Source organism: Arthrobacter sp. UYCo732 (assembly GCF_040547265.1).
Lineage (GTDB): Bacteria > Actinomycetota > Actinomycetes > Actinomycetales > Micrococcaceae > Arthrobacter.
On sequence record NZ_JBEPPJ010000003.1, the window covers coordinates 298552 to 319178 of the forward strand.

The 20627-nt window shown below is 64.7% G+C and carries 24 protein-coding genes and 1 pseudogene; 14 read left to right on the forward strand and 11 right to left on the reverse strand.

Annotated features, from left to right (window positions below):
• Positions 1-155: 155 nt before the first annotated feature.
• Positions 156-668, reverse strand: a complete 513-nt coding sequence (locus tag ABIB45_RS07580; RefSeq protein WP_354215277.1) for a DUF421 domain-containing protein — start codon at positions 666-668, stop codon at positions 156-158.
• 208 nt (positions 669-876) lie between these two features.
• On the opposite strand from ABIB45_RS07580, the gene ABIB45_RS07585 reads away from it, so the two are divergent.
• From ABIB45_RS07585 to ABIB45_RS07605, 5 genes and pseudogenes are all read left to right on the forward strand, one after another.
• Positions 877-2199, forward strand: coding sequence for a DUF2254 domain-containing protein (locus tag ABIB45_RS07585; RefSeq protein WP_354215278.1), 1323 nt, complete (start codon positions 877-879; stop codon positions 2197-2199).
• A gap of 650 nt (positions 2200-2849) precedes the next feature.
• A pseudogene (locus ABIB45_RS07590) lies at positions 2850-2975 on the forward strand (four-helix bundle copper-binding protein); the annotation flags it as partial.
• On the forward strand, positions 2945-3094 hold the full coding sequence (locus ABIB45_RS07595; RefSeq protein ID WP_354215372.1) for a hypothetical protein: 150 nt from the start codon (positions 2945-2947) through the stop codon (positions 3092-3094). The pseudogene ABIB45_RS07590 and the gene ABIB45_RS07595, both read left to right, overlap by 31 nt.
• An 18-nt stretch (positions 3095-3112) precedes the next feature.
• Positions 3113-3583: a Rossmann-fold NAD(P)-binding domain-containing protein gene (locus ABIB45_RS07600; protein WP_354215279.1), complete on the forward strand. Its 471-nt coding sequence runs from the start codon at positions 3113-3115 to the stop codon at positions 3581-3583.
• 283 nt (positions 3584-3866) lie between these two features.
• Complete coding sequence (locus ABIB45_RS07605) at positions 3867-4169, forward strand: LapA family protein (RefSeq protein ID WP_502909227.1); 303 nt, start codon at positions 3867-3869, stop codon at positions 4167-4169.
• Between the two features lie 564 nt (positions 4170-4733).
• On the opposite strand, the gene ABIB45_RS07610 is transcribed toward ABIB45_RS07605, so the two are convergent.
• Complete coding sequence (locus ABIB45_RS07610; RefSeq protein ID WP_354215281.1) at positions 4734-5696, reverse strand: FAD-dependent oxidoreductase; 963 nt, start codon at positions 5694-5696, stop codon at positions 4734-4736.
• A gap of 6 nt (positions 5697-5702) precedes the next feature.
• Positions 5703-5948: an FAD-dependent oxidoreductase gene (locus ABIB45_RS07615; RefSeq protein WP_354215282.1), complete on the reverse strand. Its 246-nt coding sequence runs from the start codon at positions 5946-5948 to the stop codon at positions 5703-5705.
• Between the two features lie 146 nt (positions 5949-6094).
• On the opposite strand from ABIB45_RS07615, the gene ABIB45_RS07620 reads away from it, so the two are divergent.
• Entirely contained in the window at positions 6095-6946 is an 852-nt protein-coding gene (locus ABIB45_RS07620) for a methyltransferase domain-containing protein (protein WP_354215362.1), read from the forward strand.
• Here ABIB45_RS07620 and ABIB45_RS07625 read toward each other — a convergent pair.
• Positions 6854-7687 (reverse strand): APC family permease, encoded by an 834-nt coding sequence (locus ABIB45_RS07625; RefSeq protein ID WP_354215283.1) that lies wholly within the window; start codon positions 7685-7687, stop codon positions 6854-6856. The genes ABIB45_RS07620 and ABIB45_RS07625 overlap by 93 nt on opposite strands.
• Complete coding sequence (locus ABIB45_RS07630; RefSeq protein ID WP_354215284.1) at positions 7678-8193, reverse strand: APC family permease; 516 nt, start codon at positions 8191-8193, stop codon at positions 7678-7680. The genes ABIB45_RS07625 and ABIB45_RS07630 overlap by 10 nt, the downstream gene beginning before the upstream one ends.
• Before the next feature lie 132 nt (positions 8194-8325).
• On the opposite strand from ABIB45_RS07630, the gene ABIB45_RS07635 reads away from it, so the two are divergent.
• Positions 8326-8784, forward strand: coding sequence for a universal stress protein (locus ABIB45_RS07635; protein ID WP_354215285.1), 459 nt, complete (start codon positions 8326-8328; stop codon positions 8782-8784).
• Positions 8785-8916: 132 nt separating this feature from the next.
• Here the strand turns inward: ABIB45_RS07635 and ABIB45_RS07640 are convergent, their stop codons facing one another.
• From ABIB45_RS07640 to ABIB45_RS07665, 6 genes are all read right to left on the reverse strand, one after another.
• Complete coding sequence (locus ABIB45_RS07640; RefSeq protein ID WP_354215286.1) at positions 8917-10086, reverse strand: cation:proton antiporter domain-containing protein; 1170 nt, start codon at positions 10084-10086, stop codon at positions 8917-8919.
• A 73-nt stretch (positions 10087-10159) separates the two neighbouring features.
• Positions 10160-10480, reverse strand: coding sequence for a universal stress protein (locus ABIB45_RS07645; RefSeq protein WP_354215287.1), 321 nt, complete (start codon positions 10478-10480; stop codon positions 10160-10162).
• Between the two features lie 546 nt (positions 10481-11026).
• Entirely contained in the window at positions 11027-11290 is a 264-nt protein-coding gene (locus ABIB45_RS07650) for a hypothetical protein (protein ID WP_354215288.1), read from the reverse strand.
• 252 nt (positions 11291-11542) lie between these two features.
• On the reverse strand, positions 11543-12832 hold the full coding sequence (locus tag ABIB45_RS07655; protein ID WP_354215289.1) for an ArsB/NhaD family transporter: 1290 nt from the start codon (positions 12830-12832) through the stop codon (positions 11543-11545).
• Positions 12829-13317, reverse strand: coding sequence for a CBS domain-containing protein (locus tag ABIB45_RS07660; protein ID WP_354215290.1), 489 nt, complete (start codon positions 13315-13317; stop codon positions 12829-12831). Before ABIB45_RS07660 ends, ABIB45_RS07655 begins: the two co-directional genes overlap by 4 nt.
• A 346-nt stretch (positions 13318-13663) precedes the next feature.
• The gene (locus ABIB45_RS07665; protein WP_354215291.1) at positions 13664-14056 is read right to left on the reverse strand and encodes a hypothetical protein; all 393 of its coding nucleotides are present in this window, start codon (positions 14054-14056) and stop codon (positions 13664-13666) included.
• A 698-nt stretch (positions 14057-14754) separates the two neighbouring features.
• On the opposite strand from ABIB45_RS07665, the gene ABIB45_RS07670 reads away from it, so the two are divergent.
• The 7 genes from ABIB45_RS07670 to ABIB45_RS07700 all read left to right on the forward strand — a co-directional run bounded on the left by ABIB45_RS07670 (position 14755) and on the right by ABIB45_RS07700 (position 20510).
• On the forward strand, positions 14755-15078 hold the full coding sequence (locus tag ABIB45_RS07670) for a hypothetical protein (RefSeq protein WP_354215292.1): 324 nt from the start codon (positions 14755-14757) through the stop codon (positions 15076-15078).
• 402 nt (positions 15079-15480) lie between these two features.
• The gene (rpsB, locus tag ABIB45_RS07675; protein ID WP_354215293.1) at positions 15481-16386 is read left to right on the forward strand and encodes a 30S ribosomal protein S2; all 906 of its coding nucleotides are present in this window, start codon (positions 15481-15483) and stop codon (positions 16384-16386) included.
• Between the two features lie 128 nt (positions 16387-16514).
• Entirely contained in the window at positions 16515-17351 is an 837-nt protein-coding gene (gene tsf / locus ABIB45_RS07680) for a translation elongation factor Ts (protein WP_354215294.1), read from the forward strand.
• Between the two features lie 128 nt (positions 17352-17479).
• On the forward strand, positions 17480-18217 hold the full coding sequence (gene pyrH / locus ABIB45_RS07685; protein WP_354215295.1) for a UMP kinase: 738 nt from the start codon (positions 17480-17482) through the stop codon (positions 18215-18217).
• Positions 18218-18345: 128 nt separating this feature from the next.
• Positions 18346-18903, forward strand: a complete 558-nt coding sequence (frr, locus tag ABIB45_RS07690; protein ID WP_354215296.1) for a ribosome recycling factor — start codon at positions 18346-18348, stop codon at positions 18901-18903.
• Complete coding sequence (locus ABIB45_RS07695) at positions 18903-19826, forward strand: phosphatidate cytidylyltransferase (protein WP_354215297.1); 924 nt, start codon at positions 18903-18905, stop codon at positions 19824-19826. Before frr ends, ABIB45_RS07695 begins: the two co-directional genes overlap by 1 nt.
• 99 nt (positions 19827-19925) lie before the next feature.
• Positions 19926-20510, forward strand: a complete 585-nt coding sequence (locus tag ABIB45_RS07700; RefSeq protein WP_354215298.1) for a DivIVA domain-containing protein — start codon at positions 19926-19928, stop codon at positions 20508-20510.
• The last annotated feature ends 117 nt before the right edge of the window (positions 20511-20627 follow it).

Genomic DNA, 20627 nt, shown 5'->3' on the forward strand with positions numbered 1-20627 from the left:
GTTCTGTTGCTACCAGATAGCCGAGCACCACGAAGAAAGGATGACATTCAGGACCTTCTTCGGCCCGTCCAGCCGCCGGGCCAGTGCGTCAGCTCGGCGAAGCCGGCCGCTTCCCGCAGATGCGCCCGGGGCCTCGGCACTGGGCCCTTGTTCTGTCATGAATGTCCGGACCACGGAGCATGGTGGACACCATAGAGAGCAGACCCATCGCCGAGTTTGCTCTTGGGAATGACGCTGATTTCAAGCACCACCGCTGTAGTGTCGGCGAGGTCGCCGGATCCGGTGCCACGCACCGCCTGCAGCACCTCAGATTCGCTGAGGCGGTTTCTGCGCAGTTGGGCATGCTGAAGTTCTCCAAAAAAACGAGTGCCACGGGCTTGGACGTCACTGCAGATCTGGCCCCGGGCACATGCGAGGACGCCCACGCGACGACGAACTGCAGGCCCGCGAGCAGCGCCAACGCCGTCACCCCTCAAAAAGGCAACGTCAGAACTGAGTAGGATCCTCGCGAGCGTGGATCCCAAGGCGACCGTCACAATGAAATCGAACGCGTTGAGCTGCCCCAACGTCCTCTTGCCCGAAACCCGCAGGACCACCACCAGGGCAGCATACAAAACTGAACCGATGATCAGGACACGGAGAATATCCGCCCAGGAATCAAACCACATACTCTTCATGCTCCTTCGATACGGTAGTCGGCCGATATCAGGGACAGGGGAACGTCACTGACAGTACGCTGGGTATTTCCGGTTCGGTTAGCTGCAAACCAAAGGACAGTAGGCAGTGAAGCTGAATCGCCCGTCGAAAGCTGGCCTTCGGGTAGGAAGAGCAGGACCTTATGACTGAAGTGCCTTCACTACAGGCGGACCGCTGCTGATGAACGGCCGTGCCGCGCACTGGCTGGACGCGCTGCGGAGCCAGTTATGGCCTCTCCCGGCGTTGTCAGTTGCCCTCGCCGTGGTGCTGGGTGTGGCGGTGCCTGCTCTGGATTCCGCTGTCGACGGCCAACTGCCCGGGAATGTCGGTGTTTTTCTCTTCAGCGGAGGCCCGGGAGCGGCCAGGTCGGTCCTGCAGGCCATCTCAGGGTCCCTGATCACGGTGACGTCCCTGACCTTCTCGCTCACCGTGGTCACGCTGCAGCTGGCCAGCAGCCAATTCTCGCCGCGGCTGTTGCGGACTTTCACTTCCGACCGGTTTGTGCACGTAACGCTGGCCCTCTTTCTGGCATCTTTCGCCTTCGCGCTGACGGTCCTGCGCAGCGTCCGCGACGAAAGCAACGGAAACACCGCCTTCGTACCGGAAATTTCGGTCACCCTCTCGTTCGCGCTTGCCATAGCCAGCGTCGTGGGGCTGGTGCTCTTCCTGGCGCATCTCACCCGGGAAATCCGTGTGGAAACCATGATGCGCAACGTCAACGTGGAAACCCGGGAAACCATCGACCGGGTCTTTCCCGAGGACCGGCCCGCACGCGGGCCCGAACCCGTCCCGGCGTCCGGCGCCTTCCACATCAAATCCAGCTCCTCAGGCTTCCTGACGTCGCTGGATAAAGGCGCACTCCTGCAGGCCGCGAGAGATTCCGGTGCCGTGGTGCGGATAGACCGGGAACCGGGCAGCTCCCTCGTGGAGGACGTTCCCTTCGCTACCGCCTGGGCGGCCGAACCGGGAAGAATATTAGGACACGAGGCCCGCGAGAAGCTGGCCAAAGATGTCAATGCCGCTGTGGCAACAGGGTATGAACGCACCAACGTCCAGGACGTCGGGTTCGGGTTCCGGCAACTGGTTGATGTCGCCGCGCGGGCACTCTCGCCGGGCATCAACGACCCCACCACGGCAGTGCACGTCATCGGGCACCTCTCGGCCCTGCTGTGCCGGCTGGCGGGAAGGAACCCCGGCCCGGAGCACGTGACCGACGAGGACGCGCGCGTCAGGGTGGTGCTGTCACTTCCCACGCTCCGGGACCTGCTCGACATGGCGATGAACCAGCCCCGGCAATACGGCGCCGCGGACGCGGCCGTCGCGCGCCGCCTCCTGGGGCTCCTTCACGAACTTGCATGGTGCGATGCGAAGGGCCAGTACCGGATGGAGATCCTGGACCACCTGGGCCGCATGCGCAACGCCATCGGCGCCGGGGATTACTCAGGCCCCGAACGAAAAAACCTGCTGGACAAGGCCGACTCCATAGGAACCCAGCAGACATAGAACCGGCAACCCAACGGGGTTCAGCTGTGGCAAAAGTAATACACGTGTGACCAACCGGATGGAGATCCGAAGATAGGCTCGCAGACGTGTCCAACAGGAAGTGGGGATGGCCGCGCTGAGTTGGCCTTCGCTTGGGATGCTTCGCTACGAAGCGCTTTCTTGTGTTTCCTCGCGGCTCTTCTCCTCACGGGGGCCGCCTCGCACACCCACGGCAGCCGGTACGCCATCGTTGGACACAACCCCTTTCAGTCAGTGGTGACCCCATCACCCGGCCCTGAAGGAGTTGAGGCAGGGGCTCCTCCGGCGGCAACTTCACCCGGCCCGGGTGAGGCACGGTCGTCGGCTTCTCAGGCTGTCCGCGTGGTCCATCAGGCCGGCCCGTGTAGTGACCCCGAGCCGATGGAGCGGGACTGCTGCGAACGGAGGCAGGCTCCGCGCGGCGAACCGGCCCCGCTGAAGACAGGGGCGGTGGACCCGCCCGCTTTGCTCCAGCGGCAGCCCGGTGACGGACTTCTTTCCAGCGCTGTCCCCCCGGAGCCGGATCTTCCGGCGCTCACGGTGGTTCAGCTTTCCATCAGCAGGACGTAAAAAACGGTCTCGCCGTTGCAATGCACCACGACCTGTTGAATAGACCTGGAAAAGAGAAACCAATGACACATGTACAGTCCATGCTGGACGCCCACCCTCTGGGCACGGGAAGCATCGACAAGGCCAAACTAGTCGAATGCATCCAAGCATGCTTTGAGTGCGCCCAAACGTGCACTGCGTGCGCCGACGGTCGCTGACCATCCATCCCGTCCGCGGAACCGCCGGGGCCGGCTTCATCTTCCGCGGCCCACCCGGCCTGGACTACCGCCAGATCCAGGCCCAGCAACGGATCCTTTTCGACGCCTAAACCCCGCATGAGTGGCCGGTGCCTGAACTGCCCGACCTACGCGGCCAGGTGTGCGCCGCCGACGACCTGTACTTCGACGCCGTCAGCCAGGTCCGGCTGCCTGGCTGGTCCCGGGGACGGGTAACCCTGCTCGGCGACGCCGCGTCCTGCGTATCGTTGGTCGGAGACGGGTCCAGCCTCGCCATGACCGGGGCCACCACCCTCGCCGGAGCCCTGGCCGGCACCCCCGGTGACCCCACCACCGCGCTGCGCGGTTACGAATCGCACCACCGCAAGCTGGCCAACTCCGGCCAGCGCGGCCACGTCCTGGCCGCCGCGCTGCTCGTTCCCGCGACCCGAACCGGCCTCACCGCCGCAACCTCACCGCCCACCTACTGCCTCACTGAGCCCCGAAACCAGCGCGGGCCGCCACCAACTGGAAAACTCCCGCAAAGGCGCCCCGGCTGGCCGCTTGAGAAAGTTGTCCGCGCCGAGGCGATCAGGGACTGAATTCGTCGCCCGGACGTGACCCAGCCACAGCCTTCCGCGCGGCGCCAGCGCTGGGACTTACCCGGCAGAGGACGCGGGCTTGCGGGAGGAGTACCCTGTGAATATCCGTCCGGCACGGACGGACGCCTTCGGTGTTAGGGGATGAAAAAACGTGGCTGCTGATCCAGCGCCGGCTCCATCAACGGGGCCGCACCCCGCCTCGCGGCCGGTCAACAAACCTGCCCCTTCCAAGCCAAAACGCCCTCCAGGGAAACCGTCCCAGCACAGGGATGGGACCACGGACGTGACGCGGGCCGGGATGATCTGGGTTGCGGTCAGTGCGGGTCTCGTTCTTCTGGTGTTGCTCATCATCTTCATCCTGCAGAACCAGGATCGCGTGACCGTGTACTATTTCGGCGCCGCGGGCGAGCTTTCCCTGGGCATGGCGCTGTTTATCGCGGCAGTGGCGGGCGGGATCCTGGTCGCGATCGCCGGGGCAGCGCGGATCCTCCAGCTGAGAAGCCAACGCCGTCACCCGCCCGCCGTGCCTCCGGCCCCGTCGGGGCCCGCCGCCACCGGCCGGCCAGGCCCCACGCCCGGGCCGTGAGTCCGCGGCGCTAGTCGGGACGGCGCCCAACTTCCTGAGCCGCCGAGCGGGCCCTGGTCAGCAAGAACGCGAAGGGCCTCGCTGCGCTCGGACAGCACAAGCATTTCTTGACCTTTTTTGCTGCTGTCCGTTGGATCGTACGTGCCCGCTCCACCGGCTCAACCGTGCTGCGGCCGGCCGCGCAGCCGACGTTTCGTGTTCGGCGTTGCGCTTATTTCCTCACACAACCCGCCCGCTGGTTGCCCTTCGGGTTGCCCCGGTTCCGTCGGGCACAGCTACGCGATGCTCCGCCAGCAGGCAAAAACATGGTGGGGGAGAAGGGGTAGCCGGTACGCCAGGCGCCCCGCCCCGCCCGAGCGAAACGGAGCATCACCTCGTGAGCACAACAACCATGACCCACGCCGTCAGCGGCGACACCACAGAGCCGGTGGACGACCGGTCCTCCCCGCCGACAACCGGGCAGGAGACGGGTACGGCTGGATGGACACCCTCGAAGGCACCGCCTGGTCCGTTTCCGCTCAGGCCCCTCTAACGTGAAATCGGGTCTGCCCTTGGTCTTCCCGGTTATCGTCGTTTGCGCCGGGTGTTCAGGTCGGTCCGCCACCGGCGTAGGAACAGCAGTGTTTTGATAAGGGCTGCCGCGGCTGGTGCGCGCAGGCGGGCACGGGTGTCGGCGATAGCGGCGTGCCATACCCCGTCCGAGTAGGTGGGGTAGGGGTGTGTGACCGCGGCGATGTCGGAGGTCTTCAGCCGGCGTTCCATGGCCAGGACGACCTCGGCCAGGGATTCCCCTGCGCGGGGCCCGACGATGGTGGCGCCCAGGATCCGGCCGGCCCGGTCTACGTGCAGCCGGGTGAAGCCCGCGGTGGTGTTGTCGGTGACGGTCCGGTCCACGTGGGTGTGGGGGGTGGTCAGGACATGGGCGTCCGTCCCCGTGACGCCAGTTGTGCCGACGGCGGCGAGTTCGGGAGATGTGTAGGTGACCCGGGGCACGATGGGACTGATTTTGCTGGTCAGGCCAAGAACAGCGTTACGTGCAGCGATACTGGCGTGCACCCCGGCAACATGAGTGAACCTGGGATGGGAGGTGACATCCCCCGTGGCCCAGAAGGACGGATTAGTGGTGCGCATCCCGGGATCGGTGATGATCTGGCCGTGGGCGTCCGTGGAGATGTCCAGTTGTTCGAGTCCGTGCCCGACGGTTCGCGCCGTCCGTCCGGCCGCCAGCAGGACGGTGTCGGCGGTGAGGGCTGTGCCCTCGTCCAGTTCCAGACGGGAACCGGATCCGGTCGGGCTGATCCGTTCCACACGGGTGTGTTCCAGGATCCGGATGCCGTCCGCTTCCAGGCTGGTCTTGACTAGTGCGGCTGCTTCGCGGTCTTCTCTGGGCAGGATCGTTGACCGGATGATCAGCGTGACCTCGGATCCGCGCCGGGAGCGGAGAACCTTGCAGCGCCCCTGATGAACCGCACCCCGGCAGCCTCCAGGGCCTGAGGGGAATCCACCGGTTCGATGGCGCGATGGCATCCCGGATCATGGTGCGCACGAGGGAAAAGTCCGGGGCCTGCCCGGTGAGCATTGCCCTTGTGCGGGTCGTGGTGGCGGCGGCAGGGAGTGTCTTGGACGGGACACAGCCGGTCCACGCCAATCACCGCCCGTCCGGTCGCGTTCGACCAGCACCGTCCGGGCGCCGACGTCGGCGGCCGTCATCGCGCCGACAAGCCCGGCGGTGCCGCCGCCGAGGACCAGCAAATCGACAATCCCGTCCCTGTCCACCATGTCCGTGCCCTCCGTCGTCGGGTAAGTTTGGCACCCAATCCTGCCCCATCGTCAGCGTGCGTGGCCAACTGGAACGGGAGGGCACCGTCAAAAACAAGTACAACATCTATGCGCCGGCCTACGACGTGCTCTCCGGCGAGTTCGCCGTGTACCGGGCAGGACGTATCCTGGGCATCGATGCACTCGACCCGAGGCCCGGGGATCAGATCCTGGATATCGGCTGCGGGACCGGCCTGAACTTCCCGCTCCTGCAGGACAGGATCGGACCCGCTGGGACAATCATCGGCATCGACCGCAGCCCCGGAATGCTCCGCCAGGCACAACTCCGGGGCCACGCACCACGGCTGGGTCAACGTCATCCTGGTCCAGGCCGACATGACCAGCCTCGACGCCCGGACCGTCACGGCCCGGATCCGGGACCAGGGCGGGGCAGCCGCCTCGGACGGCGCCCTCGCCACCTAATCCCTCTCCCTGATGCCGGCCTGGCGGTGCGCCTGGACAAATATCCCCGGCCTCCTCCGCGCGGAGGCACGCGTCTGCGTCGTGGACATGCAGGCGCCGGCCGGACGGGCACCCTGGCTTGCGCCGCTCGCCCGCCTTGCCTGCAGGATTGGCGGAGCCGATATCCTAGCCCACCCCTTCCAGGCCGTGGAGGAGGACTGTGCGGGCGTCCTCAGCCGGTCTGCCCGGGGCGGGCATCTCCAAATCCGGGCCGGGACCCTGCAGCCCCGCCACGACTAGCGCGGCCGGGCTCAGGGCCCGGCGCACGTTCGGGCCGTTCGGCGGTCGCGGATCTCTGGCGTCCCGGTGACGGCGGGACCCCGGCGGGGGCGGGCAGCCTGAGTGTCCCACGAGCTGGTCACCCGTGTGGGCAGGGCCGGGCGTTCCTCAGGCGCTGGTTTGGTTCACACTGCACCGCTTGCCGGGCCGCGTTTCTGGTGCCAGACAAAGGCGAGTCGCAGGCTGGTGACGGATGCGAGGGATACGCCGATGAGTAGCAGGGTGGCCTGGTCGTGGAGGATGAGCTGGATCACCAGGACGATCAGGGCGCCGAGGCAGGCCAGAAACCCGGTACCGCTGACCAGCCGTGGCCAGAACCCCGCCAGGACCCGGGCTGCGAGAAGGTTCGTGGCTCCGAAGACGGCCAGGAAGACCGCCGATCCGAAGGTCAGCAGGGCAGTGATGTCCGGCAGCATGGCGAAGGCCGCACCGAACACTGCCAGGAACACGAGCGCGGTGACGGGCAGACCGGCCCTGCTTCTTGCGAACGCCGCCGGTAGCTCGTTTGCCAACGCTATCTCGTGCATCTGGCGTGCCGTGGAGAACAGGGTGGCGTTGATCGCAGAACTCGCCGCCAGAAGCGCCCCGAGGCTCGCGATCCAGTACCCCGCCGGCCCCAGGGCCACCTGGCCGGCCGCGGCAAACGCGACTTCCTTCTGGGCCACGATGACCTCGTCGCTGACCAGCATCTGAGAGCCGATCGTCACAGTGACGTAGATCAGGGTGACGAGCGCGACCGAGAGGTAGAGTGCCCGTGGCAGTGTCCAGCGTGGCCTGACGAGGTCATCGTAATCGTAGGAAAGCAGTTCGAACCCCTCGTAGGCGACGAAGATCGATGCCGATGCCACGATGGCCCCGGCCAGACCCTTTTCATCCAGCGGGGCAAGCCGTTCCGGGGAAAAGTGCGCGAACCCGATGACGGAGATCAGGGCCAGAACCCCGACCTTGATCAGGACCACGAGGTCCTCAGACAGCGCCGATGCCCAACCCCGCGAAGGTTGATCCCCAAAAACACCAGCAGGATCAGGACAGCGAAAACGTTCGCGAATGCCCCCGGCAAACCAAAAGCGTGCGCCGCGTAGTGGCCGAAGGTGAACCCATAGACTCCTACGGCGATCAGATAACCGAACATCAGCAGCCACGAGATGTAGGAGCCGGTGCGCGGGAACCCGGCATTGTGCAGGTAGACGAAGAGGCCGCCGGAGCGACCGGCCCTGGCCGAGAGCGCCGCGAAGGAATGCGCGGTCACCATGGCGATCGCCCCGCCGATCACGAAGCTTCCGACAGCGAGATGTCCGGCAAGTGCGACGGTGACACCCAGGACGCTGAAGATGCCCCCGCCGATCATGCCCCCGACCGCCATCGCCACCGCATCACGCAGGCGGAGCCTGCCCACTCCCTTGTCCCGGCGCGCGGCCGTCCTGGGATGAAACGCCGCCTTGGGTGTCGGAGGTCCGCTATCCATATGCTGCGCCCAATCTGTACGACAGTGACGGCCGGATTCCGTGCCTGTGCCGACCGTAGCACTACCGACTCTGAACGGCGCGGGAACGCGGGGTCTAGGATGCTCATTGAGGCCGGTGAAAGGAAAAGACAAATGACCAGTAACAGCTCATTCACGATTGTGGTTGGTTTTGACGGTTCCGAACATTCTCAGACAGCACTGAACTGGGCGGTGGCCGAGGCCCGCCAGCGCAACGGCCAGCTCCGCCTGATCACGGCCTGGAGCAAGCCGCCGATGGCGTGGTACCCGGCGGTGCTGGAAACGGCGGCGGGTGAGATTGCCGCTGAAGAGTCTCCAGAGACAATCGCAGGGACGCTGCAGGCTGAGGCGCTGAAGTCCGCTGCAGATGAGGGCGTGGCCGCCACCGGGCAGGTTGTTCGCAGTGATTCACCGGCGTCAGCGATACTCGACGCCGCCCAGGACGCGGATCTCGTCGTCGTCGGCTCACGGGGTCACGGCGGATTTCCCGGGCTGCATCTGGGCTCGGTCTCGACCCAGGTAATCCACCACGCACCATGTCCTGTCCTGGTCGTCCGGCCCAAGGCCTCTTGAGGGATGACCGTGGGCAATTGTCCTCGGATTGGTATGTTGCCAAGACCCCGGCACGGCGTGTGCCGGGCCGTCAACAGCATGACTGCCTGACTTCCACTGAACGGGCGTGCTGCGGTTCTAATCGGGGGAGTATTACGGTGTTGGGGGAGGGTGATTCTCGAATTGCCTGGCGACGATGACGTCGGTCGAGGAATGGGCGAGGATGGACAGCACAATGACCAGCGCCACGAGATGAAAGAGCTCATCGGAGCGCTGCACACCTGATTCGAGGACGAGAAGCCCATACACCACAGAGGCGAACCCTTTGGGGCCGAACCACATCGCCGCCAGTTGCTCTTTGGCCGGCAGCCGTGTGCCGAGGAACGAAACCAGCAGAGCCAGCGGGCGGGCCGCGACGATAGCCAGGATTGCGAATACCCACCCTGTCCACGCGATCTCTCCGAACAGGAACGTTGGGGTGATCAGCGCACCAAAGACCAGGATGGCGGCCAGCTTAAGCAGTTCCGACACCAGTTCCCCGAACGGTTCGAATTCCTCCCGGAAACCCGGGCCTGCGTTGGCCACGGTGATGCCGGCCGAGAACGCTGCGAGGAAGAGGTTGGCTCCGGTCACCAGGCAGATGGCAAGTACGAGCAGGCCGATGGATACCGCCACCAGCGGTTGCAGTCCTTTCGTTGCCAGCAAAAAGGGAAGCCGCTCCAGCCAAATGACTATCAGCGGCACGAGAACTCCGATAAGCAGGCCCAGAGCTATTTCTTCGGCCAGGACCCCGATCCCGACGTCCGTTCCGCCACCGAGGGCCAGCAGCACAAGGACTACGGGCAGGGCCAGCCCGTCATTGAGTCCTGACTCGACGTTGAGGAGGTGGCGTAAGCGCCCCGGTACTTCCTTGCGCCCCACAATGGCGGCCGCGAACACCGGATCGGTCGGTGCCAGCACTGCACCGAGCAAGAAGCACGGAAGCCAGGGAAGACCTGCAATGTAATGGGCCAGCAGTGCGGTGACAAGAAGTGTCAGTGGCAGCCCGAGCAGCAGTGCCCGGCCAGGCAAACGCCAGGCGCTTCGAAGGTCCGACAGTCCCACTTTCATTCCGTCGGTAAACAGGACGGAAAACAGGGCCAGCTGGGCCAGAACCCCCACCACCGGATCCCCGGGCTGTATGGGAACGAAGCCAAGCATGCCCTGGCCCAGGACAAAGCCGCCGAGAAGAAACAGTACCGCCGTGGAAAGCACCGTTCGGCTGGCGCGTTCGGAAATGAGAACGCCGAGTACCAGCAGCACCGCGAAAGCGAGCGTGAGCATCGGGATCATCCGCATCCCCCCGTCTGCTTGCGTGCGCCAGAATTCAGGAGCGAAACTGCTTTGGCGCCAGGAATCAGGTGGCGCTCCTGGGCCGGACGATCAGGACGGGGCAGGGCGCATGGTGGGAGACCTGGCCGGAGATTGATCCGATCAGGAGCCCGGCGAAACCTCCGTGGCCGCGGGATCCCACGATGAGAAGGTCCGCGTCTTTCGCCGCATCCAGCAACGCAATCGCGGGGGAATCCCGAACTACTTTTCCGGCGATGTCCAGGACACGTTCAGCGGCGTGAAAGGAGTCGTCGATACCGCTGTCTTCTACCCTGGATGGCACAGGAGGATAGTGCCAGGCGGTGATGACCCGGACCTTTCCGTGGCGCAGGCGCGCTTCGTCCACGGCCAGTGAAGTGCGGCCAGCGACTGTTCGGAACCGTCGACACCGACCACGATCAGGAATGTACCGGTCCCGTTCATTCTTCTGTCCTTTCGCGTCCCAGCAGCCGACGGCCCTGGGCAGTGTCAGTCTGTGCCCGTCGTTGGCGAGTGGTCAAGGCTGTCTTCTGGGCCGCCCCTTGCAGGCCGCGGCTGAAGGCCGCTCATTCGAAGCAGCCGGACCGAGGTCCGTGCGAGTGACTCGTTCAGCCGGCGTCCACAACGCTGCAGCCTCACGGTGCCAGGCATCGCCGGGATCATGGCTGCCCCGGCAGGGATCCGGGCCGGGGGAGGGTGAAGTTCCGGGGATGGCGTCACGCACTCATGTGGTCCACCGATCCGGACTCGGAGTAAACCCATGGCCGTATAGTCTTGATCCGGCTCTTCCACCGCTCTCCACGACCAGCCCGACGGCGAGTGCGTGCCGCGAAAAGGAGTCGATCACCCTCCAAGTCCGCAGACAGGGGCTATGGGCTGGTGCTGCAACTGATGCATCTGTTGGAGTGCTTCGCTAGCTAGCCTGCCGTGACCGGGCGGCGGTTTGGTCTGTCAGTTCCTGGACGTGGAGTAGTTGGGATTGGGCGTCCGTCCGGTCGATCTGGTCCCCGAGCAGTTCGGAAATGAGTTGGCGATGCTTGCGTATCGCGTGGCGGAGCCGCTGGTCTTCGTGGCGCAGGAGCTCGCGTTCGACGCTGAGCGAGCCGCCGGTTGAGTCCGTCGCCTTGGGATGTACTCCGCTGGTCAGTCGGGCTCTGGCGTTCCTGACTTCGCGCATGAGCGGTTCCTGCCGGACGAGCCCTGGGGCTGACGCTGGCGCGTCGGGCAACCTCCGCGACCGTGATGGGCACGCGGCTGCGTTCCATGGCCTGGATAGTTGCAAGCACAGCTGGTCGTTTGCTCTTGCTCTCTCTTTTCCGCTGCCGGACCATGGAGGAGGGACGCAACCTCGCATCACTGCGACAGGCGGACCTGTCCTTATTGGGCTGGCGATAATCATTGGCTATGCGGCCGCGGCCATAGTCATCCGTCAGAACAGGTAGTACCGCAGGAGCAGGTAGGGCACGCAGAGCCCTATGGTGACGGCGGTGACCACCAGCCCGTATTTGGTGAAGGTCCAGAACGAAATGGGGTGGTCGTAGCGCTTCGCTATCCCGATGACGACGACGTTTGCACTGGCTCCGACGGCGGTGGCGTTGCCGCCGAGGTCCGCCCCGAGGGCCAGCGCCCACCAGAGGGGCTTGGCTGCGGCGCCGCCTGCCTCCACAAGGTCATGCGTTATCGGCGCTAGTGTGGCCACGTAGGGGATGTTGTCAATAATGCCGGACGCGAAAGCCGAGCCTGCGAGCATTGCGACGGCGGCGACGTCGTAGTTGTCCCCGATGAGAGAGGCGACGGCCTCGCCCACCGCGTCGATGACTCCAAGGTTGACCAGGGAACCGATCATGATGAACAGGCCTGCAAAGAACAGCAGCGTCTCCCATTCGACGTCTCCGAACACTTTTCGCGGTTCAAGCCGGGCGAGCAGGATGAGGAGGCCTGCGCCGAGCATCGCGACCAGGGACGGTGCGAGCCCCAGCACCGGGCGGGCAACGAAACCGATCAGCACCAGGCCCACCACCACGAGCGATTTGATCAACAATGACTTCTCCCCCAGCGCCTCCTTCTCGTTCAGGGCCATGACGCGCGCGGCCCGGTCCGGATGGAAACGGAAGGCGGAGCGGAACATCCAGCGGCACAGTCCGATGAAGACGACGAGGAGCACCGCGACGATCGGCGCGAGGTTGATGATGAAGTCGTTGAAGGTCAGGCCCCCGCGGCTGGCGATGATGATGTTGGGAGGGTCGCCAATCAGAGTGGCCGTGCCGCCGATGTTGCTGGCCATCACTTCCGCGATCAGGAAGGGAACGGGCGGTGCCGCGAGCCGCTCACACACCAGGAGCGTGACGGGGGCGGTGAGCAGCACCGTGGTGACGTTGTCCAGAAGTGACGAGAGCACGGCGGTGATGACCACCAGGATCACCATGATCCGGAACGGATAACCCCGGGCCTTCTTCGCCGCCCAGATCGCGAGGAACTCGAAGAGGCCGGTCTGCCGGAGGATGCCGACAATAATCATCATGGCCAGCAGCAGGAAGATGACATTCCAGTCGATCCCGCTCTCGGCCGAAAAAAACATCCCCGTGTCATTGGTGGCACCGATCAGGACCATCGCAGCTGCGCCGCCCAGCGCGGTGGTCGTCCGCGGCAGTTTTTCGGTAGCGATCAGAACATACGCTGTGAGAAAGACACCAAGAGCAAGAATGACCTGGACCGTCACTGCTCCTCGCTCCGTGAGCCAGGGCCGCCGGCGCTGGCCAGGACGGCCTTGATGACGGCGGGAAGAGTGATAAACATCGGGGCATCCCGAGGCGAGTCGCGGACCAGGGCAATCTGGGTGCGGGCATCCACCATGCGCGCCGCGATCTCGACCAGGGTCGCGTCGGACTCGATAGTCAGGATCTTGCGGACGGCAACGCCCTCATCGTCAAGCATCTCCCCGACGGTCCGTTCTGCGAGGTATTCCCACAACTCGGCGGCCCCGGCCTCGTCGAACACGGCGGCCAGCGACACATCATCGAGAAGGTAACCGGGCACCATGAGCCGCAGAACGTCCACGGCTGAGACTATGGCTGTGGGAACTCCCAGCTTGTTTGCAATCACCAGCCCCACCAGGCCGCTATCGGCGATCAGGCGTCCGGCTTCCACCGCATTGGTCTCGCGGCGCACAACGGGTAAAGCAACTTGCAGGTCGGCTGCGCGCACAACGGCTCCTCATGCCTCGGGGGACAGAACGTAGTCCCATCCAACCACCGGTTTCCTGCGCTTGGCAGGGGTTGTCGGCGTGTTCAGCGATCCGGCCATCTGCCGCATTCCATTGTTCTGTAGGCACAGCATCTGGATGTGGTGTTGTCGCTGCCCTTCCAGAACTACTCGCAGGCCGAACAGGGACTGCGCCGCCTGCTCAAGATGGGTGGCGCATGGCCGGATAACGACCCGGGAGCGGACGCCACGGCGCGGTTTTCGGATGGTGAGGATCTCGCTTGTTGTAGCGGTTTCGCGCCGGGGATTCGAGAGAGATTTCTGTGAGTTTCCGCAGCTCACCTGCCGTTCAGAACAGGAAAGGTTCCGGGTGGTGACGGTCGAGGCTGGGGTTTCGGTGGTCAGCGAGGGAGTAGGCGGGCGGTGAGGTTGCGGGCGGTGAGGCCGGTTCGGGTCGCGGGGACGAGCAGCGCGGCGGCCAGGACGTGGCTGCGCTGGCGGGAGTTGGCCAGCTTGCGGTGGTGGGGTCACCAGGGGTGCCGGCCAGGGCTCCGGCGAGGGTGGTGGCCCCGGTCATGGCGAGGCTGGACCCGTCTCCGACCAACGATACGCAGGACGCGGCGTCGCCGAGCAGGGTTACCCGTCCCCGGGACCGGCCCGGCAGCCGGACCTGGCTGACGGCGTCGAAGTACAGGTCGTCGGCGGCGCACACCTGGCCGCGTAGGTCGGGCAGTTCAGGCACCGGCCACTCATGCGGGGTTTAGGCGTCGAGAATGATCCGTTGCTGGGCCTGGCGGTCGCGATAGTCGAGGCCGGGTGGGCCGCGGAAGATGAAGCCGGCCCCGGCTGTTCCGCGTACGGGATGGACGGTCAACGACCGGCCCGGCTGGTTGTACATCACCACCGTTCCGGCCGGGGCCCGCCGCCATCGGCCGGCCAGGCCCCACGCCCGGGCCGTGAGTCCGCGGCGCTAGTCGGGACGGCGCCCAACCCCCCGAGCCGCCGAGCGGGGCCCTGGTCAGCAACAACGCGAAGGGCCTCGCTGCGCTCGGACAGCACAAGCATTTCTTGACCTTTTTTGCTGCTGTCCGTTGGATCCTACGTGCCCGCTCCACCGGCTCAACCGTGCTGCGGCCGGCCGCGCAGCCGACGTTTCGTGTTCGGCGTTGCGCTTATTTCCTCACACAACCCGCCCGCTGTTTGCCCTTCGGGTTGCCCCGGTTCCGTCGGGCACAGCTACGCGATGCTCCGCCAGCAGGCAAAAAACATGGTGGGGGAGAAGGGGTAGCCGGTACGCCAGGCGCCCGCCCCGCCCGAGCGAAACGGAGCATCCCTCATGAGCACAACAACCATGCCCCACGCCGTCAGCGGCGACACCACAGAGCCGGTGGCCGACCGGTCCTCCCCGCCGACAACCGGGCAGGTGACGGGTACGACTGGATGGACACCATCGAAGGCACCGCCTGGTCGGTCTTGCCGAACTGGGGCAGCGAGGGATGGGACGCCGGATCCTGGCCCTACATCATCCTCGCCGTCGCCCGCACCCGCGACCGAACCGGGGAACTGTTCGGCTACGGCACCTACGTCGAAGGCGACACGTCCACGTACTGGTTCCGGGCCCAGGCGGCCTGCTACGAAGCGATCACCGCCGAGGTGTTCTTCCACTGGGCCTCCGGCCAGTCCGACGGACCGGACAGCCTCCCCGCCGCGGCGGCGGAACTCCCGGACCGGGACCGGAAGCCCTACCCCGGCTGGACCGACTAACCACCGGCCCCGTGCCCCGGCCGCCGACGGGCCGGGGCACGGGCACGGCACCGCAAAACATCCGTTGACAACATCATTGAGTGTCCTCGAATATTGGCGCCTGTAGTACACTTGGTGGAGCAGTTTGCTGTGCCCTCAACGCATTGCGTCAGCACGCCTCATTCAGGAATGCGGGGGAGCAGCAGCTGACTACGCGCATCCAGACCTCCACTTCCGAAGCCCCGGCTTTGATTGCGGAGGATTGCGTCTCTTGCGGTCAGTTCCTTCGCGGTCCTGATGAGAGTCGCAATGGATGCCAGGAGCACGGCCCGCCTTGGGCCACGCTAACCAACCGTCAACTATTGGCAGGGTAAGAGGGCTGTAAGGCTTTCTCATGAATGACCTGCCGGAAGGAGCGTCGGCATGCCCGTCGTAACTATGCGCCAGCTGCTTGACAGCGGCGTCCACTTTGGACACCAGACCCGCCGTTGGAACCCGAAGATGAAGCGATTCATCTTCACGGAGCGCAACGGCATCTACATCATCGACCTTCAGCAGTCGCTGTCCTACATCGACCGCGCCTTCGAGTTCGTGAAGGCCACCGTTGCACACGGCGGCACCGTTCTCTTCGTCGGCACCAAGAAGCAGGCCCAGGAAGCAATTGCTGAGCAGGCTACCCGCGTTGGACAGCCGTACGTGAACCAGCGCTGGCTCGGCGGTATGCTGACCAACTTCCAGACCGTTTCCAAGCGCATCCAGCGCATGAAGGAACTGGAAGAGATCGACTTCGACGACGTCGCCGGTTCCGCGTACACCAAGAAGGAACTGCTGCTCCTTCGCCGTGAACTCACCAAGCTGGAAACCAACCTTGGCGGTATCCGCAACCTGACCAAGGCACCTTCCGTGCTCTGGATCGTGGACACCAAGAAGGAACACCTGGCTGTCGACGAAGCCAAGAAGCTGAACATCCCGGTTGTGGCCATCCTGGACACCAACTGCGATCCCGACGAAGTCGACTTCCCGATCCCGGGCAACGACGACGCCATCCGCTCCGTAAACCTGCTGACCCGCGTTGTCGCCGACGCCGTCGCTGAGGGCCTCATTGCCCGCAACCAGCGTGCAACCGGCACCACCGAGGCTCCGGAAGAGCCGCTCGCTGAATGGGAGCGCGAACTCCTCGAAGGCAGCAAGACCGAAGAGGCTGCAGCCGCTGTAGCTGCTCCGGCAGCAGAAGAAGCCGCAGCTCCGGCTGCTGAAGAAGCTGCTGCTCCGGTTGACGAGGAAGCTCCGGCCGCTGCCGAGGCTCCCGCCGCCGACGCCGACAAGTAAGACAAGTAAATCCGGATTTTCCGGCGCTGCCCGCAACGCCGGAGCACTGACAGGATGGCGGCTCACCCAGTGAGCCGCTGTCCTGTCGGTCCGTACACCACATACATTTTCTAGACAGAGGGGTTCACATGGCGAACTACACTGCCGCTGACATCAAGGCTCTGCGCGAGCGCACCGGCGCCGGCATGATGGATGTCAAGAAGGCTCTCGACGAAGCCAACGGCGACGCCGAGAAGGCCATTGAGATCATCCGCATCAAGGGCCTCAAGGGCGCTACCAAGCGCGAGGGCCGCTCCACCGCTGAAGGTCTGGTGGCCGCCAAGGTCAGCAACGGCGTCGGCGTCATGATCGAGGTCAACTGCGAGACCGACTTCGTTGCCAAGGCTGACAAGTTCATCCAGCTCGCTGACAAGGTCCTGGCCGTTGCTGTGGAGTCCGGCGCTGCCGATCTCGAAGCCCTCCTGGCCACCGAGGTTGACGGCAAGCCGCTGTCCGAGGTCGTTGTCGAAGAGGGCGCAATCCTGGGCGAGAAGGTTGTTGTCCGCAGGATCTCCCGCATCGAAGGCGGCACTGTTGACGCTTACCTGCACAAGACCTCCAAGGATCTCCCGGCTCAGGTCGGCGTCCTGTTCGCTGTCGACGGTGAAGGCGAAGCCGCTGCCACCGCTGCACACGACGTTGCAGTTCACATCGCAGCGATGTCCCCGAACTACCTGACCCGCGAAGACGTTCCGTCGGACCTGGTCGAGTCTGAGCGCCGTATCGCTGAAGAGACTGCCAAGGCTGAAGGCAAGCCCGAGGCAGCCCTCACCAAGATTGTGGAAGGCCGCGTCACGGGCTTCTACAAGGGCGAAGTCCTGGTTGACCAGGCGTTCGCGAAGGACGCCAAGAAGTCTGTGGCACAGGTCCTCGAAGAGGCCGGCGTCAAGGGCACGTCCTTCGCACGCTTCCGCGTAGGCTCCTAGTCGCATCCGCAATAGGGGTGGCCACTTCGGTGGCCGCCCCTTTTGCATGCACCCGGCAAGGGCCAGATGAGACCTTTGGCCACCCAGCACGATAACCTTTTTCAGAGTTCACCAACGGGAAGGCACCCATGAAAGCCGTCAATACTTCAAGCCAGCCAGAAAAGAGCCGGCGCCGCGTCCTCCTGAAGCTCTCAGGTGAGGTCTTCGGGGGCGGAAAGCTGGGCGTTGACCCTGACACGGTCCGCGGTGTGGCCAAGCAGATCGCCGCCGCAGTTCCCGACGTCGAAGTCGCCATCGTTGTGGGTGGCGGAAACTTCTTCCGCGGGGCCGAACTGTCCCAGAGCGGCATGGACCGCTCGCGGGCAGACTACATGGGCATGCTCGGTACGGTCATGAACTGCCTGGCCCTGCAGGACTTCCTGGAGCAGGCCGGGGTTGAAACCCGCGTCCAGAGCGCCATCACCATGGGTCAGGTTGCCGAGGCCTACATCCCGCGGCGCGCCATCCGCCACATGGAAAAGGGCCGCGTGGTCATTTTCGGCGCAGGCGCCGGACTGCCGTACTTCTCCACCGACACGGTCGCCGCCCAGCGTGCCCTGGAAGTCCATGCAGACGTTGTCCTGATGGCCAAGAGCGGCGTGGACGCCGTCTACACCGCCGACCCGAAGAAGGACCCCGCTGCCGAGCGCCTCGATACCCTGAGCTACGACGACGCACTGCGCCGCGACATCCGGGTCATGGACCAGACCGCCATGACCATGTGCAAGGACAACAACCTGTCCATGGTGGTGTTCGGGATGGAAGGTGAAGGGAACGTTACCCGCGCCATCCTGGGCGAAAAGCTGGGTACCCTGGTGACGCCCTAGCTGCGGCTAGGATGATTTCAGCACGGTTCCATCCCCCGCTGGCGGGGACATTGCTGGAACCAGGAACACTGAACCAAGATTGTGCATGGAACCGGTAGCCGGACTGCACTGATTTCTGAGGAGAGACCGTGATCGAAGAAACCTTGCTCGAAGCCGAAGAGAAGATGGACAAGGCAGTAGAGGTAGCCAAGGAAGACTTCGCGTCGATCCGCACCGGCCGGGCAAACCCGGGCCTCTACAACAAGGTGCTGGTGGATTACTACGGTTCACCCACCCCGCTGCAGCAGCTCGCGTCCTTCGCTATCCCGGATGCCCGCACCATCCTCATCACGCCGTTCGACAAGACCGCCCTGCGCGACATCGAACGCGCCCTGAGCGACTCCGAGGTGGGCGCCAACCCCTCCAACGACGGCAACGTCATCAGGATCACCATCCCGGACCTGACCCAGGAACGCCGCAGGGAATACGTCAAGATCGTCAAGACCAAGGGTGAGGACGCCAAGATTTCCATCCGGAACATCCGGCGCAAGGCAAAGGAAACGCTGGACAAGCTGGTCAAGGACGGCGAAGCCGGCGAAGACGAAGGTAACCGCGCCGAAAAGGAACTCGATGCGCTCACCAAGTCCCGTGTGGACGGCATCGACGAGCTGCTCAAGCGCAAGGAAGCAGAGCTGCTCGAAGTCTGATGAGCCAGGCAGAGCAGGCCCCCGCACAGCGGGCGCGCACTAAGGGGAAGCAGCCGCGGAGCAACCCGACCCCCAAAGCCGGCCGGAATCTTCCGGCAGCCATCGTGGTGGGCCTGGCTATGCTCATCGGTGTGCTGGGTGGGCTGCTCTTCCTGCCTCTCGGCTTCGTTGCTGTCACCACGGGTTTCGCCGTTTTTGGCGTTTGGGAAATTTACCGCGCCCTCGAGGCAAACGGGACCAGGATGCCTATTGTCCCGGTCATGGTGGGAACCATCGCCATGCCGTTCGCGGCGTATTTCGGCGGTCTGGAAAGCCTGCTGTTTGCCATGCTCCTGAGCTGCGTGGCGGTGCTGCTGTGGCGATCGGTGGAAAGCCCTGCCGGCTCAGCGAACAGCATTTTTGCCGGGGTGTTCGCGCTCGGCTGGGTGCCTTTTTTCATCAGCTTCGCTGCGCTGCCGCTGCACGCTCCCGGCGTTGCCACACCGGTGGGACTCTGGCCGGGCGGGACGATTCCGCCCGGGGCTTGGCAGGTGGCCGTGATGCTCCTGCTGGTGGTCTCTAACGATACCTTTGGGTACCTTGTGGGGGCTTCCTTGGGCAAGCATCCCATGGCACCCAAGATCAGCCCCAAGAAATCCTGGGAAGGGTTTGGCGGATCAATCGCCGGGGCCATGCTGATCGGAATCCTGGCCTGCATTTTCATCCTGGACAAGCCCTGGTGGGTGGGCGTGATCCTGGCCGTGGGACTCGTCGCAGCGTCCACCGCGGGCGACCTTGCCGAGTCGATGGTCAAACGTGAACTCGGCATCAAGGACATGAGCAGCGTCCTGCCGGGTCACGGCGGTGTGATGGACCGGCTGGACTCCATCGTTTTTGCCTCACCCGTGGCGTTTGTCCTCTTCGCGATGGTCTCGGGGGTCTGAGCCCGACCACCCCTGCCCGACCACTTCGCCGGACACCGGCAGCGCCAAATAGACTGGTGCACAAACCTGACCCAGCTGAAGAGCAACAAAGGAACAACAGTGGCATTGGATTTTCAACGGAAAATTCCCGCGTCGTTTGAACGCGTGCGGGGCAACGAGTTTGGTTACAACGCCAAGCAGGTGGACCAGTTCCTCCAGCGGGCCAAGGTGGCGCTCGAGACGCCGAAGGCCGCCATCCACGCCGTCAGCAGCGCAGATGTCCGCGCCGTCTCCTTTGATCCGGTCAAGGGCGGTTACTCCGCCGCCGTGGTGGACGCAGCACTGGACCGCCTTGAAGACGCCTTTGCGCGCCGCGAACGGGATGAACTGATTGCTGCCCGCGGCGAAAATGCCTGGCTGCGGGAGATCGGCAATCTTTCCGGTATTCTCCGGGGCCGCCTCCACCGGCCTGATGGCGACCGGTTCCGGCGCCCCATCAAGAAGAAGGTCCGCAGTTACAACATCCTGGACGTGGACAATCTCTGCTGTGACCTGATCGGCTACCTGGAGGAGGACAAGCCGCTCAGCGTGGACAGTGTCCGCCGGGCCATCTTCCGCCCTGTGGTGGGCGAGGATGGGTACGAGGAAACCCAGGTTGACGCCTTCCTGGACCGCGTGGTCGAACTTATGGCTGCCATCGACTGAGCAAGCTCATTCGCCGTCCCGCGGCGTGGGGGAGATTGTCTGATGGCGGCCCCAAAGGGCCAGATACGACTTGGCGCCGTACACCGCCGTCGCAAGGAAAAGGTGAGGCCGCAAAAA

Coding starts and splice junctions, on each gene's coding strand:
- ABIB45_RS07650 (WP_354215288.1), bottom strand. CDS start 11,290: ATGCGCGAAGTCAGGAACGCCAGAGCCCGACTGACCAGCGGAGTACAT.
- ABIB45_RS07580 (WP_354215277.1), bottom strand. CDS start 668: ATGTGGTTTGATTCCTGGGCGGATATTCTCCGTGTCCTGATCATCGGT.
- rpsB (WP_354215293.1), top strand. CDS start 15,481: ATGCCCGTCGTAACTATGCGCCAGCTGCTTGACAGCGGCGTCCACTTT.
- ABIB45_RS07630 (WP_354215284.1), bottom strand. CDS start 8,193: ATGGATAGCGGACCTCCGACACCCAAGGCGGCGTTTCATCCCAGGACG.
- pyrH (WP_354215295.1), top strand. CDS start 17,480: ATGAAAGCCGTCAATACTTCAAGCCAGCCAGAAAAGAGCCGGCGCCGC.
- ABIB45_RS07635 (WP_354215285.1), top strand. CDS start 8,326: ATGACCAGTAACAGCTCATTCACGATTGTGGTTGGTTTTGACGGTTCC.
- ABIB45_RS07670 (WP_354215292.1), top strand. CDS start 14,755: ATGGACACCATCGAAGGCACCGCCTGGTCGGTCTTGCCGAACTGGGGC.
- ABIB45_RS07615 (WP_354215282.1), bottom strand. CDS start 5,948: ATGGTGGACAGGGACGGGATTGTCGATTTGCTGGTCCTCGGCGGCGGC.
- ABIB45_RS07640 (WP_354215286.1), bottom strand. CDS start 10,086: ATGCTCACGCTCGCTTTCGCGGTGCTGCTGGTACTCGGCGTTCTCATT.
- ABIB45_RS07585 (WP_354215278.1), top strand. CDS start 877: ATGAACGGCCGTGCCGCGCACTGGCTGGACGCGCTGCGGAGCCAGTTA.
- ABIB45_RS07610 (WP_354215281.1), bottom strand. CDS start 5,696: ATGCCATCGCGCCATCGAACCGGTGGATTCCCCTCAGGCCCTGGAGGC.
- tsf (WP_354215294.1), top strand. CDS start 16,515: ATGGCGAACTACACTGCCGCTGACATCAAGGCTCTGCGCGAGCGCACC.
- ABIB45_RS07695 (WP_354215297.1), top strand. CDS start 18,903: ATGAGCCAGGCAGAGCAGGCCCCCGCACAGCGGGCGCGCACTAAGGGG.